18 protein-coding genes and 1 tRNA gene are annotated in these 12,467 nt (G+C 67.2%); 12 read left to right on the plus strand and 7 right to left on the minus strand.

Annotated elements, in window-relative coordinates:
• The first annotated feature begins 72 nt into the window (after positions 1-72).
• The 12 genes from LMH63_RS02950 to ltrA all read left to right on the plus strand — a co-directional run bounded on the left by LMH63_RS02950 (position 73) and on the right by ltrA (position 9,158).
• Positions 73-276 carry a helix-turn-helix domain-containing protein gene (locus LMH63_RS02950; RefSeq protein WP_109679081.1) on the plus strand — a complete coding sequence of 68 codons (204 nt, stop codon included), beginning with the start codon at positions 73-75 and terminating at the stop codon, positions 274-276.
• A gap of 1 nt (position 277) precedes the next feature.
• Positions 278-694: a hypothetical protein gene (locus tag LMH63_RS02955; RefSeq protein WP_229332705.1), complete on the plus strand. Its 417-nt coding sequence runs from the start codon at positions 278-280 to the stop codon at positions 692-694.
• On the plus strand, positions 691-1,251 hold the full coding sequence (locus LMH63_RS02960) for a hypothetical protein (RefSeq protein ID WP_199225682.1): 561 nt from the start codon (positions 691-693) through the stop codon (positions 1,249-1,251). Before LMH63_RS02955 ends, LMH63_RS02960 begins: the two co-directional genes overlap by 4 nt.
• Positions 1,248-1,454 carry a hypothetical protein gene (locus tag LMH63_RS02965; RefSeq protein ID WP_146205228.1) on the plus strand — a complete coding sequence of 69 codons (207 nt, stop codon included), beginning with the start codon at positions 1,248-1,250 and terminating at the stop codon, positions 1,452-1,454. The genes LMH63_RS02960 and LMH63_RS02965 overlap by 4 nt, the downstream gene beginning before the upstream one ends.
• Positions 1,455-1,940: 486 nt before the next feature.
• Positions 1,941-2,129, plus strand: a complete 189-nt coding sequence (locus LMH63_RS02970) for a hypothetical protein (RefSeq protein WP_109679082.1) — start codon at positions 1,941-1,943, stop codon at positions 2,127-2,129.
• A 177-nt stretch (positions 2,130-2,306) separates the two neighbouring features.
• Positions 2,307-2,675: a hypothetical protein gene (locus LMH63_RS02975; RefSeq protein ID WP_146205229.1), complete on the plus strand. Its 369-nt coding sequence runs from the start codon at positions 2,307-2,309 to the stop codon at positions 2,673-2,675.
• A 68-nt stretch (positions 2,676-2,743) separates the two neighbouring features.
• Positions 2,744-3,820: a phage major capsid protein gene (locus tag LMH63_RS02980; RefSeq protein WP_109679084.1), complete on the plus strand. Its 1,077-nt coding sequence runs from the start codon at positions 2,744-2,746 to the stop codon at positions 3,818-3,820.
• A gap of 10 nt (positions 3,821-3,830) precedes the next feature.
• Entirely contained in the window at positions 3,831-4,055 is a 225-nt protein-coding gene (locus LMH63_RS02985) for a hypothetical protein (RefSeq protein ID WP_109679085.1), read from the plus strand.
• Positions 4,056-4,386: 331 nt separating this feature from the next.
• The gene (locus LMH63_RS02990; protein WP_109679086.1) at positions 4,387-4,872 is read left to right on the plus strand and encodes a DUF1441 family protein; all 486 of its coding nucleotides are present in this window, start codon (positions 4,387-4,389) and stop codon (positions 4,870-4,872) included.
• Positions 4,872-6,254: a phage tail tape measure protein gene (locus tag LMH63_RS02995; protein ID WP_109679087.1), complete on the plus strand. Its 1,383-nt coding sequence runs from the start codon at positions 4,872-4,874 to the stop codon at positions 6,252-6,254. The genes LMH63_RS02990 and LMH63_RS02995 overlap by 1 nt, the downstream gene beginning before the upstream one ends.
• A complete protein-coding gene (locus tag LMH63_RS03000; RefSeq protein ID WP_199225683.1) occupies positions 6,251-7,042 on the plus strand; it encodes a YecA family protein in 792 nt (263 codons plus the stop codon). Before LMH63_RS02995 ends, LMH63_RS03000 begins: the two co-directional genes overlap by 4 nt.
• Positions 7,043-7,931: 889 nt before the next feature.
• Positions 7,932-9,158, plus strand: a complete 1,227-nt coding sequence (gene ltrA / locus LMH63_RS03005; RefSeq protein WP_229332588.1) for a group II intron reverse transcriptase/maturase — start codon at positions 7,932-7,934, stop codon at positions 9,156-9,158.
• A 75-nt stretch (positions 9,159-9,233) separates the two neighbouring features.
• On the opposite strand, the gene LMH63_RS19470 is transcribed toward ltrA, so the two are convergent.
• From LMH63_RS19470 to pal, 7 genes are all read right to left on the minus strand, one after another.
• A complete protein-coding gene (locus tag LMH63_RS19470; RefSeq protein ID WP_109680205.1) occupies positions 9,234-9,671 on the minus strand; it encodes a type II toxin-antitoxin system PemK/MazF family toxin in 438 nt (145 codons plus the stop codon).
• Positions 9,672-9,812: 141 nt separating this feature from the next.
• Positions 9,813-10,160: a hypothetical protein gene (locus tag LMH63_RS03010; RefSeq protein ID WP_109680204.1), complete on the minus strand. Its 348-nt coding sequence runs from the start codon at positions 10,158-10,160 to the stop codon at positions 9,813-9,815.
• Positions 10,160-10,315 (minus strand): hypothetical protein, encoded by a 156-nt coding sequence (locus tag LMH63_RS03015; protein WP_158280484.1) that lies wholly within the window; start codon positions 10,313-10,315, stop codon positions 10,160-10,162. The genes LMH63_RS03010 and LMH63_RS03015 overlap by 1 nt, the downstream gene beginning before the upstream one ends.
• On the minus strand, positions 10,312-10,761 hold the full coding sequence (locus LMH63_RS03020) for a hypothetical protein (protein WP_109680203.1): 450 nt from the start codon (positions 10,759-10,761) through the stop codon (positions 10,312-10,314). The genes LMH63_RS03015 and LMH63_RS03020 overlap by 4 nt, the downstream gene beginning before the upstream one ends.
• A 102-nt stretch (positions 10,762-10,863) precedes the next feature.
• Positions 10,864-10,939 (minus strand) — tRNA-Lys (locus tag LMH63_RS03025).
• A gap of 68 nt (positions 10,940-11,007) precedes the next feature.
• Positions 11,008-11,847, minus strand: coding sequence for a tol-pal system protein YbgF (gene ybgF, locus LMH63_RS03030; RefSeq protein WP_109680202.1), 840 nt, complete (start codon positions 11,845-11,847; stop codon positions 11,008-11,010).
• Positions 11,848-11,869: 22 nt separating this feature from the next.
• Positions 11,870-12,442 carry a peptidoglycan-associated lipoprotein Pal gene (pal, locus tag LMH63_RS03035; protein ID WP_109680210.1) on the minus strand — a complete coding sequence of 191 codons (573 nt, stop codon included), beginning with the start codon at positions 12,440-12,442 and terminating at the stop codon, positions 11,870-11,872.
• Between the last annotated feature and the right edge of the window lie 25 nt (positions 12,443-12,467).

Raw genomic sequence — 12,467 nt, forward strand, 5'->3', positions numbered from 1 at the left:
GCGTTTCGACACATTCGCAACCGCTAACTCCCACCTGAAACTGGCGCCGTCACTGACACGACGGAGCCAGACATGCCCGATAGCACACCAGTCCTCACCACCGCAGAGGCCGCCCGTTACCTCCAGGTGTCCGAACGCTCCCTGATCCGGTGGCGCGTCCAGCGCCGCGGTCCCGCGTGGACCTACGCCGGCCGTCAGGTGCGCTACCGCATCGAGGACCTGGATGCCTACCTCTCCGGCCGCACACGTCGGCCCGTGGCTGAGGAGGCGGCTTGAGATGACCCAGAAACAGCAAACCCCCGCCCCGGTGGCAGCCGGGAACGGGGGCGATGAGCATTCGACAGCGCTCACCCGAGAGTCTACTCCGGTCGGCCGCCTGACGAAACGGGGACGGATCCTCCGGGCGCTGTACCTCGGCGAATCCCTCACCCGCTTGGACGCATGGAAGCGCCACGGGGACGCGTGCCTGCCGTCCACTATCAGCGAGCTGCAATCCCGTTACGGCGTAACGATTGCCCGCCGTACTGAGCGCGTCGAGGGGCGCTTCTCAGCGGCGCATGTCGCTAGGTACTGGCTCGCCCCCACCGAGCGCGAGGCCGCCCAGTGCGCCCTTGCTTCGGAGCTGTGCCGGGCTGGTCTGTACCGGACCGTTGGCGAGGCCCTGGAGGCTCTACGCGAGGGGGCAGCAGCGTGAGCAAGAAGCGCCGCGCAGAGGCCCACGTCCGGCTCTATCGGCATGAGTTGGAGTGCGAGGCGTATCGCTCGCTCTCGACTGACGCCCGCGCACTGCTGGTCGAGTTTCGGGCGCTCTACGACGGCCGAGAGAATCGCGTCCACATGAGCATCCGAGAAGCCATGCGGCGACTCGGGGTTGGACGGTGGCGTGCGGAAAAGGCTCTCTACGAACTGTCGGACCGGGGCTTTATTCGCCTGATGGAACCGGGCGGCTTTAGCCGGAAAGTCCGGCACGCGACGGTCTATGCACTCACGAATGAACCGCTGGAGGACCGGGACGGTGCCACCGCCCCGAAGGACTTCATGCGGTGGCACCAAAAATCCACGGTGTTAGTGGCCAGCACCGACGGTGTTAGTGACCAGCACCGAGAGCACTCCGAGAAGCCCCAAAAAGCCCCCCACGGTGTTGGTGACCAGCACCGTAACGGCCCCAAACCCGAAACCCACGGTGTTGGTGACCAGCACACAGATAGGTTACCAGGTGGGCTCCCCGCTGCTGGAGGGATGAAAACATGACCTCCCAGCACTTTGGGCATCGACTATCTGCAATTGGCGAATCCGCATTGCGCGAAATCGTGCGTGACTGCCTGCGGGCGAACGGCCTTGGCGCTGACCTTCCAGAGGAGCGGGCCATATCGGCGGCAATCGAGCTGATCGAAAACGGATTCGTGCGCCTGGAGTACGACGGCGAATCCTACCGGATGGAGGTAGTGGAATGATCGGTTGCCCATGTGGCGGCTTCACCTTTCCCGCATCGGAGCGCCGGCGTGGGCTGGTGCTCAGGTACGAGCGTTGTGGTGCGTGCGGGTGGTGCGATCGCTGGCGATTGGAGAAAGGCGGTGTGTGTATTTCTGAAGGGCAAATCGCACGTCGCGAATACCGAACTATTACGGAACCATTTCCGAAGGGTTCCCGAACCATTGGCGAGCGAGGTGAGCGGTGAACAATGTAATTGACCTCAACTCAAAGCGCCGTAGCAACGCGGCAGACTCTTACTTCGGCGTCTGCCCAGAATGCGGGGGCTGTGACGGGTATCTGAATATTGGCCGCAATCACTGGTTCCTTTGCGAGCGCCATAGGACATGCTGGTGCGTGGGCGCAAACCTTTTCTCCAGCTGGCAGGACGAGACAGAAACCGATTGGCGCCGCAACGCGGACAAGTTGCGCAGCTACCGGGACGTGACTTCAACGGGCGGAGGTGCCGCATGAACGAACCGATCCAGAAACGCCCACAGGTAGGCGATTGGGTCCAGGTCGGCGACCTGCCGGAGCTGTTCAAGGTCATCGACCGCGACGGCGGGCTCTACGTGCTGGAAAGCAAACACGGTGCCCGGTGCCGGGCTGGGGTGCTGGTTGTGCGATTGGTTGATGAGCAGAAAAAGGAGGCAGCGTGAGAAAACCGAACGCAGGGTGGCGTCGCCGGCTGGTGCGCAAGATTCGCCGCGAGCTGGAAGGCAAGGGGCTGACGGCGAACCAGCGGCGGAAACTCCGCATAGAGGAACAGGGCGCGGATTCTGTGCCCTGGGGGGATCCGGGTGAGCGTAGCTCGGCTTAACCGCCTGGTGGAGGCCGTGGACGACCCGGAGCTGCAAGAGTGGCTCCGGGGCGGCCTCGAGGCCTGGCGGGCCGGTGAGGACCTGGACCGGGCGCTCGGTCTGAGCGGCCCGCAGGCGACCAAGGCGAGAGACGCGGCGATCCGCCGGTGCGCCGACCTCCTGGACCGGCATGGCGCACTCTCCACCTGGGCGAAAGCCGGTCACGTAGAGGCGGCCATGAAGCATTACGAGAGCATCGTCTGGCCGCGCCGCCATTCGCTGCCGAAGCGATTGGCAGATACGCCATTGAAGGCCGCATTGCACGAATGGATGACGATGGAAACCGCGAACGGCGTTCGCCCCATTCGGGTACAGCGTGCCCTCTACGAGATCCTGCGTTTCTGAATGAAAAGTCCGCCCCATTCAGAAAAACGCCGGTAGCCTTGAAACTAGGCAAACCGGAGTAACGCAGGATGCTTGAAGCAACCGCCAACACTCGAGACTTCACCGTCTCGGACATCCGCGATGCGGGCGCCGATCTATTCGCCAAGGCGATGGGCGCACGCACCACGAATTCGCACCCCGTGGCCGAGCAGCTCCGAAATCGGGAACTGAGCCTGGCCGAGGCTGCATACATTCTCGGCGAGCCCGAGGTGAAGCGGCGCGGCGCAAGCGGCAAGACCGCAGGCCAGGTGGTCGGCTTCGGCCTCACTACCGATGACTTCGGCTCGGTGATGGAGGCCGCCGTCGGGCGCGTCGTCTCGCAGGCGTACCTTGCCGCGAGCGAGCATCGAAACCTGGTGCTCCCCTGGCCGGTGCCGAACTACCAGCCGGCACAGGTGGCCACCATTGACGTGGACGCCGACACGGGCGAGATCGGCGAGCTGGAGGAAATCCCCAGCGTTCAGGTGAGCGTGCCGCCCGGCCATACCGGCAGTGTCGAGAGCTACGCGGCCAACCTGATCGTTTCCTACAAGCTCGTCGTCAATGACCAGCTCGACGTGATCGCCACCACGGCCCGCGCCATTGCGGTCTCGGCAGCTCGGCGCGAGGCCCGCCGACTCTACGAGTTCCTCGAAGGTAACCCCACCATGGGTGACGGTGCCGCGATGTTCTCGTCTGGCGCGGGGAACCTGGTAACCGGCGTGAGCGGAGTCACGGCCGCGAACCTCGGCACCGCTATGGCCGCCCTGCGCAACCAGAAGACGCCAGGCGACCAGTACGCCAACCACCGGGTGCAGACCCTCATCGTACCGCCGGCTGAGGAGCAGCCTACCTACCAGGCGCTCCGCGAGACCGGCATCGAAGGTGTCTCGGTGATCGCTGCGCCCTGGGTCGCCTCAAGCAACTGGTACGCGATGGCCGCCCCGGAAGTGGCCCCCACCGTGGCGATGATGTACCTCGCCCCTCGCGGCGATACGGCCATGCGCACAGTGCGGACCTACCGCCGGCCGGGCGACCGCCTGAACCGTCGCACCGGCGTCGAGATTGCCCACGACTTCGGATTCGCCCCCGTGTCCCGGGTGGGCATCGTCAAGCTGACCAACTGAGGTGACGACCATGCGCAAGCGCAAGGATGAAACCCCTGACGAGGCAGTCGGCCGTCTGATGGCTGAGGCAGCCAAGAAGGCGGCACCCAAGGTCCGGGAGGCCTACGAGCTGGCCGTCGCCGAGAACGGACACACAGGCTCAGTGCTGGACCTGGTGGAGGACGTCCTCCAGCCGGCGCTCGCCGAGCACTTCGGCGAGGAATACACGCAGCGGCGCAAGCCGTTCGCGGCGTGAGCGGTATCACCAGTCATGGTGTACATCGGGGGGCATGGATATGGCGGTCTACTCGGGCTAGTGCCGTCGCCCCGAAGCAACCCCGAGAGGAGCGGTGCGCGGCTACTCCTTCGGCGCACGCGGCTCCCCGTGCCGGTCTGCCTCTCAGGCCGGGATCGCCCTCGCGGCGCTGCACAGAAACGGCGGGCTCAGCAGTATCAGCAGCGGCACGGGCGAGGCCCCCGGGCCTTCGGGTCCCCCTTGGCACTCTCTGTTGCGGGTCATTCGAGGCGCGAAAGTTGTCCAGTCACAGCACCGCCTATGGTTCCTTCCCGAGTGAGGCGATAGCCGTATGAAGCTGAGCAAGCAGCACCTCGCGGACCTGTTCGGCGTCACGGTGCGCACGGTCTCCGAGTGGCAGCGCGATACCGAGTTCCCGGCACCGACGCGGGAAGGCCGCAGGAACCTCTACGACGCGGCCGCAGTGGTCGCCTGGTGGCGTGACCGGGAGATTGCCCGGCTCATCGAGGGCGAGGACGGCAAGCTGCTCGACTTGAACCACGAGCGCGCCCGGCTCGCGAAGGCGCAGGCCGACCGACAGGAATACGCGCTGGCCCGCGAGCGCGGCGAGCTGGTCGAGGCGGCAGCGGTTGGTGAGGTGGTCGGCGACGACTACACGCGGATGCGCGCCCGACTGCTGGCGTTGCCGACGAAGGCCGCCGCGATGGTCACGCCCGAGACCGACACCGCGGTCTGCCAGCAGATCCTCGACGACCTGGTGCGCGAGGCCCTCAACGAGCTGAGCGATCCGAACACCGTCTACCAGGAGGCCCTGTAATGGCAGGCCGGACCTACACCTTTGGCGTTCGCGTCACCGGCGACGCCCGCGGCGGCGTCCAGGCGATGGAGATGACCGAGCGCGAGCTCAAGGAACTGCGCCGAGAGCTACAGCGCACGGACCGAGGTTTCAAGGACAGCCGCCGAGGATTCAATCGCTGGGCACGCGGAATGCTCAGCGTGCGCAACGCCATCGGCCCGCTGGTCGGTGTGGCCGGCGCGGGCATGCTCGCCCGCCTTGGGCAGCAAAGTATCTCCGCGGCCTCTGAGGTCGGTAAGGCGGCGGATACCGCTGGCGTCGGTGCTGAGTCCCTTCAGGAGTTGCGCTTCGCCCTCGGCGAGCTGGCGAACGTCAGCGAACAGCAGACCGATACCGCCCTCCAGCGGTTGAACCGTCGCCTCGGCCTTGCCGCGGATGGCAGCGGTGCCGCCAAGGACACATTCGATGAACTCGGCATCGCGATGCGTGACGCCGGTGGCCGTGTCCGGGATACCGAGGTGGTCCTGGAAGAAGCGCTGCGGTCGCTCGCCGAGATCGACAACAACGCCACCCGGGCGGCCAAGGCATCGGAGCTGTTCGGCGAGGAGATGGGGCCACGGATCGCCGCCTCGCTCTCTGACGGCATCCGCGCTATGGAGGACTCCCGAGATCGAGCCCACGAGCTGAACGCGGTGCTCGGCGAGGACCTGGTGGAGAGCGCCGAGAAGTTCGACGACTGGCTGAGGCGGCTCTCAATTCGTCTCAGGGGCGGATTCCGCAGGGAGCTGTTGGAGGCCGGAGCGGCGCTGGAGCGGTTCTTCGAGATCGGTGAGGGCGAGGACCTGGCCTTCCGCATTGGCCGGCGCCTGGAGACGCTGGAAGAGGCGACGATGGGCCGGCTGGAACTCCCGGCGCGGCGCGTTGCGGAGCTTCGACAGGAGATCGTCTGGCTCGCCTCCGAGATGGACGCGCTGAATCCCGGGCGCGTCCAGATGGACCCGATTCAGAACCAGTCCACCGAGCTGCCTCTGCCGGGGCTGCGATTCGGCTTTGCCGAAGACACGCAACGCGCTCTGGATGCCGCGGCCCGTCGCCGACAGGCCCGCCGGTTCGCTGCCCTGAACTACGGCGGCAGCGCCGGCCCTGATCCCCTCGTAGACCTGCCCGAAGTCACCGCCGAGGCCGCTCAAGGTTACCGGCGCATCGCTGAGGAGGCGGAGAACGCCGGAGAGAGCACCCGCAGTCTTGACCGCGCCGCCCATGACCTCGGCTTCACGTTCGCCAGCGCCTTCGAGGACGCCATTCTCAACTTCGAGAGTTTCGAGGACGTGGTGAAAAGCGGCCTGCGGGACATTCAGGCCATCACCCATCGACCCTTCATCACTGCGAGGTGTGAACCGTGACGATCTACAACCTGTTGCTGAAGGCCGACGAAGCGGTCGCCATGAGCGACACGAAGGCTATCAACCACGACGGCTCGCAGGTGACTCTGCACAAGGTGGACGCGCTGCCGGGCGCCATCCTGACGGGCTCGGGGAACAACACCGTGTTCGGCAAGTTCGCCCGCCTCGTCTACGAGCGCGGCTATACCGACTTCGACGGTATCGCGGCCGACATCGCCGAGCTGGCCCACGATGCGCTCGCGGAGCGCCTGGAGGAGCTGCGCAAGCCCGGCTCGCCGGAGGTGCCCGAGCTGGTGCGCCAGTTCCGCAATCTGATGGATCAGGGCGACCCCGAAGGCCTGTGCGGTGGCGTGAATTACCAGATGATCGTGGCCGGTCCGTCGAAGCGCCTCGGACGGATGGCGGGGGTGATGACCGACTTCCATAGCGGCAAGGTTCAGGAACTCGAGGTGCCGAGCTTCTCCGGCAACGACCCGGACGTATGCCCCCCGGCCGCCGCATCGGGCGTTCCCACCATCGAGCGCCAGGCTGCGGTGCTACGGGCGCAGTACCATTCGAGCGTGCGGTGGGCGCGGGAGACTGGCTTCAAGGGCTGCGAGCCGGAGCTGGTCGGCGGCGGTGACGTGGAGGCCACCATCATCCGCATGGACGGCGAAGTCACCCGGCACACCCTCGGGCCGCTGGTGGAGCAGGCGCGCTCAGCCAAGGTAGGGCGCAATGAGCCCTGCCCCTGCGGGAGCGGGCAGAAGTACAAGCGGTGTTGCCTGAGGACGCCCACCGCCGCATAGCGGCTGACTCCCTGCCTGCGGTCGTCGCCTTCCGGGGCGACGGTGGGCATGCGAAGGATAGCAGCGCGGTGCGGCGCAGCATGGAAAGTTGAACATGAGCCGCAGCGAGCCCATACTGTGGATGTTCCCGCTCTGCCTCAGGCATCGGGCATTCGAGACTACGCAAAGGTCCGCCCAGCGTAGCCGTGCCGGCCAAAGCGATGACAAGCTTGGCCGGTGACGCGTTCAAGGCCTCCTTCGGGAGGCCTTTGTCGTTGTGCGCCGGGCACGGCGCGCCGGCGCCGTGACCGGCGCTGGATAACCGGTGAGCGAAAGCGAGCCGGGAAGTGGCCTGGGGGTGGAAGTCCCCTGCGGGCCCTGGTGACGGGAACCGCGAGCCGAACGGCAAGGGCATCATCGTGAGGTGCTGTCTGAAGGAAGCCTCAGGCGAATCTCCGACCCGACGAACAGGAACCGCATAGGAGGCGTGTCGTCGCGGGCGAGCAGGCAACGATCTGCGAACCCGATGTCACCCCGGAGCGGCGATACGTAGATGCGGCGGGTGTGGAGTGAAGGTCACGCGCCTTACCCCGGGAGGTCTGTCGGGCTGCTGTGAGCTACCGGCGCCGCGAGGTGCCGGGAAGGCCTGGCAGAAGTCAGCCGAGGCCATAGTAGTCGCCGGCACAGGGCGGCGAAGGGCCGAACGCGTGGAGCCGATCCGGCACTGGAGTGCTCGATGGCCGAAGCAGGCGTAGGCGAGGCGGCTGAGAGGTTGCCGCATCCCCGGAGGGCTGACGGCGGAACCGTCGGAGGTACGGGTGATGGACGCCAAGCGGCTGCGGCGCGCTCGAGACGAGCCGGGTCCGAGTCGACGGCGCTGCTGGAGGCGGCGCTGTGTCGCGAGAACCTGATGGCGGCCTACCGGCGGGTGGTGCGCAACCGGGGGGCCCCCGGCATCGACGGAGTGACCGTCGATGAGCTGTGGGCCTACTGCCAGGCGCACTGGTCGTCGATCCGCGAGCGGCTGCTGGAGGGGACGTACCGTCCCTCGCCGGTACGGGAGGTGAAGATCCCCAAGCCCGGGGGTGGCTCCCGGGCACTGGGCATCCCGACCGTGGTCGACCGGCTGATCCAGCAGGCGCTGGTGCAGGTGCTCACCCCGATCCTCGACCCGACGTTCTCGGGTGAGAGCTACGGCTTTCGCCCGGGGCGCAGTGCCCATCAGGCCGTCGAGCGTGCCCGCGGGCACGTGGCGGCGGGGCAGCGCTGGGTCGTGGACCTCGATCTGGCGCAGTTCTTCGACCGGGTCAATCATGACGTGCTGATGGCCCGGTTAGCGCGTCGGATCGAGGACCGGCGGGTGCTGCGCCTGATCCGGCGCTACCTGCAGGCCGGGGTGATGGCCGGTGGCGTGGTCTCGCCGCGGGCGGCGGGGACGCCGCAGGGCGGGCCGCTCTCGCCCCTGCTCTCGAACGTCCTGCTGGACGAGCTCGACCGGGAGCTGGAGCGGCGCGGCCACCGCTTCGTGCGTTACGCCGATGACGTCAGCGTCTACGTGCGCTCGCCCGAAGCGGGTGCGCGCGTGCTGGCATCGCTGGAGCGGTTCCTGTGGCGGCGGCTGCGCCTGGTGGTCAACCGTGAGAAGAGTGCGGTGGACCGCCCGTGGAAGCGCACGCTGCTCGGCTACAGCATGACCGCGCACCGTGAGCCGCGGCTGCGGGTGGCCCCCAGCTCGGTGCAGCGGCTCAAGGCCCGCCTGCGGGCCGCGCTGCGCCGCGGGCGGGGCCGCCACCTGCAGCGGGTGCTGGCGGCGCTGCAGCCGCTCATCCGGGGCTGGGTGGCCTACTTCCGCTTCGCCGAAGTCAAGGCGGCGTTCGAGGCGCTGGACCAGTGGCTCCGGCGCCGCCTGCGTTGCCTGCTGTGGCGGCAGTGGAAGCGCTGGCGCACCCGCGCCCGGCGGCTGATGCAGCACGGTGTCGAGCGCCTGCGAGCGTATCGCTCCGCCACCAACGGGCGTGGCCCGTGGTGGAACGCGGGGGCGGCCCACATGCACGTGGCCATCCCCGCGCGCTGGCTGCACCGTCAGGGTCTCGTGAGCTTCCTCGGCGAGCACCGTCGACTTGCGAGCGCTGCGTGAACCGCCGTATACGGCCCCGTACGTACGGTGGTGTGAGAGCCGGGGCGGGTGACCGCCCCGGCTACTCGATTCTGGCTATAGGTGCGGCTCTAGGCGGCCAAGGTTCAATGCTTGTAGGACGCAGGCGTAAACATCTCGCATCCTCTCTCGGCCGAGCCGGTCCTTAAAGTACAACCGCTTGCCGGTATTTGGATCCCGCTTGCCGAGCCGAATCAGTTCTAGGCGATGGAAGCCTACCGCATAGACCATGTCGCCTTTAACCCATGACCTCCGGTCCTGGAAGCGGCCAAGCTGCGGTAGGCACGCGCGAGGTAGCTCCAAGTGGTAGGGCATGACGGGATTCGGGGGTGTCGTGCTCAGCGCCACAACGGTCACCAGCCTTGGCCGACCCTTCATCTCCGGCGAGAGCACAATGACTGGCCGCTCGGGCTTAACCATCTCAGGTTCCTTAAACCCGCGGGAGAAGTCACACAGCAGTATTTGGCCGACCTTGGGGTGGATCGTTATTGGCATCGCGCGACTGTAGCTGATCGGTCATTGGGGCCAAAGGGGCGCCGTTGCTCCGAATTTCTCACCCTTATGAATGGCGCATTCTCACCATCGTGAAATCAAAAAGCCCGGCGCGTGGCCGGGCTCTGTGGGGCTGGTGTTGAGTCAGTTGATCGACTCACCCATCGGGATGGGGGTTATCTCCGTCATGTTGACGAGCAATCCGACCGACCCTCGCGGCAACCCATGTTCCAAGATCAAAGCCTCAGCCAAATCCTTGGGCTTTGCTTGGAGCGGTACGGCGGCGACGTAGTGTCCTTGCCGCTTCTCGCTGAGCCTGGCTAGCACCGTATCCGGGGCTCCGACTTCCTCCAGTAGCGACTGGATGGACCGATACCCGACGTCTGTGAGGGGCTGTACCGTTACGGAGTTGCTGTCTTCAATGACCATCGCATGGAAGCCCTGCGCAATGGCCTCCTCAATGGCGGCGATACCTTTATCCCTGTCACTCATCAGTCGGCCTCCTCTCGGGCGTTGTGTAGGGCATCCACAGGGCAATATAGCGACCTGACCAGCTCCAGCCCCTCCAGATACCGCCGATAGTCCACGGCGGCCTCCTCGCTGTCCGGCGCATACCCGTAGTGGGCGCACCAGCGCTCGAAGCTCATCCCGCGGCCCTCCCGGAGAGGTACTCCTCCAGGGCGCCGTCCGCCTCTCGCAACGCGGCGACCACCGACAGCACGGCGCTGGCCTCGTCGTTCTCCTGGTCCCGCAGGCGAAAGCCGATGCTCTCCAGTGTCCGCACGGCATCGGTGAGCGTGGCGGCGGCGGCCTCGATGTGGGGCATACGTAGGCGCTGGCGCAGGCTGCCCTCGGCGGGCTTCGTCTCCCGCATGTGCGCCAGCTCCGCCTGCTCGTGGCGCTGAGCGGCTTTCTCGATCTGCGACACAAGGCACGCGATCAGCCCCTCCAGCTCGCGCTGCGCCTCGACGTCTTGCAGGTTGTCGCCGAGATCTTCAGCACAGGAGGCGATGATGCGGCGGGCGGCGGTTCTGGCGTGGTTCAGCTCCACGCCGGCGTCGCTGAACAGGGCGTCAAAGGATTCGGATGGCATGGTACTTCCTCCGCGTTGGTATGAGCGGGGAAGCCCGGTGACTATGCTGTGACTTGGCGGGGAAAAAGGCAGTCACAGCGATCCGCAACTGCCTGTTTTTTCTGGTGGGCCGTGCTGGATTCGAACCAGCGACCAGCGGATTAAAAGTCCGATGCTCTACCAGCTGAGCTAACGGCCCGGTTGCCGGCGAAATGGTAGCGGGCCCGGGCGGAGGCGGCAATGGCGCCGCCGCCCGCGGCTGTTCGGTCAGAGGCGATCGAGACGCTGCTGGGCGAGGTTGGCGGCGGTGGTGTCAGGGTATTCCTCGACCACCTGCTGCAGGGCAGTGCGCGCCTCCTCGGTGCGTTCCTCCTCGAAGTGGACGAAGCCGATCTTGAGCAGGGCGTCCGGGCGCTTGTTACTGTCCGGGTAGTCTTCGAGGACCTGCTCGAAGTGCTCCAGGGCGGCGTCGAACTCGCGCACGACGTAGTGGGACTCGCCGAGCCAGTAGCGGGCGTTGGCAGCGAGGCGGCTGTCCGGGTAGTCCTCGAGGAAGCGCCGGAACTGCTCGGCGGCCTGGTCGTAGCGGCCCTCGCGCAGGGTATCGAAGGCGGCCTGGTAGGCCTCGGACTCGCCCGCGCCGGGCTCGTCATCGGCGGCGCCGTCAGCATCCCCGGCGCCGGCGGCGTCGCCGCCCTCCGGTGGCGTCTCGCCGCTGGTAGTGTCCGGGCCGCCATCGCCGTCGTCCGCGCGCTCGCCGTCGGCGTCGGCGGTGTCGTCGTCGCTGCCGTCGGAATCGCTCTCCGCGGCGGCCGTCTCCAGTGCCCGCAGACGTTCGTCGACGTCCACGTAGATCTCGCGCTGGCGCTCCTTAAGGGACTGCACCTCCCGACGCAGGACCTCGATATCCCCGCGCAGGGCGCTGACCTCCTGGCGCAGGGCCTCGGAGCTGTTCATGAGCTCGATGAGCGCGCTGCTCTCGAGCCGGCGCTCGATCCGCTCCAGGCGCTCGTTCAGCTCGCTGTTGGACTGGGCCGCCGCCGGCCCCGCCGCGAACGCGAGGGCGGCGGCGAGGGCGAGGGCGGAGAGGGGACGGGCGATGGTCATGGCAACCTCGGGCGTCGTTGGCTCAGCGTTCGTAGACGAGCTCGGCCCGGCGGTTCTGCGCCCAGGCCTCCTCGTTGCTGCCGTTCGCGGCGGGCTGCTCCTCGCCGTAGCTCAGGGTCTCCACCTGGTCGTCGTCCACGCCGTTGAGCTGCAGCACACGGGCAACGGCCTGGGCACGGCGCTCGCCGAGGGCCAGGTTGTACTCGCGGGAGCCGCGCTCGTCGGTGTGGCCCTCCACCAGCACGCGCCGCTGGGGGTTCTCGGCGAGGTAGTCGGCGTGCGCCTCCAGCAGCTCGATGCCTTCGGCGTCGATGTTGCTGCTGTCGAATTCGAAATAGATCACGCGCTCGGAAAGCGGGCTGTCCGGGTCCTCCAGGGCATCGCCCTCGAAGCCGGCCGCGCCCGCGGCACCGGCGGCTTCGGCTTCCTCCGCCTCGCGCCGGGCACGCTCGGCCTCGCGCTCGGCGGCCGCGCGCTCGGCGGCCTCGTCCATCTCGCGCATCTCTTCGTCGCCGATCTCGTCGTCGGTGGTGGCGCAGCCGGCAACGGCGGCGGCCACCAGCAGGATCAGCAGCCAGCGGGTAACCGTCTTCATGGTGAGCACTCCGTATCGCAGGGGC

The organism is Spiribacter halobius (assembly GCF_020883455.1).
Taxonomy (GTDB): Bacteria; Pseudomonadota; Gammaproteobacteria; order Nitrococcales; family Nitrococcaceae; genus Sediminicurvatus; species Sediminicurvatus halobius.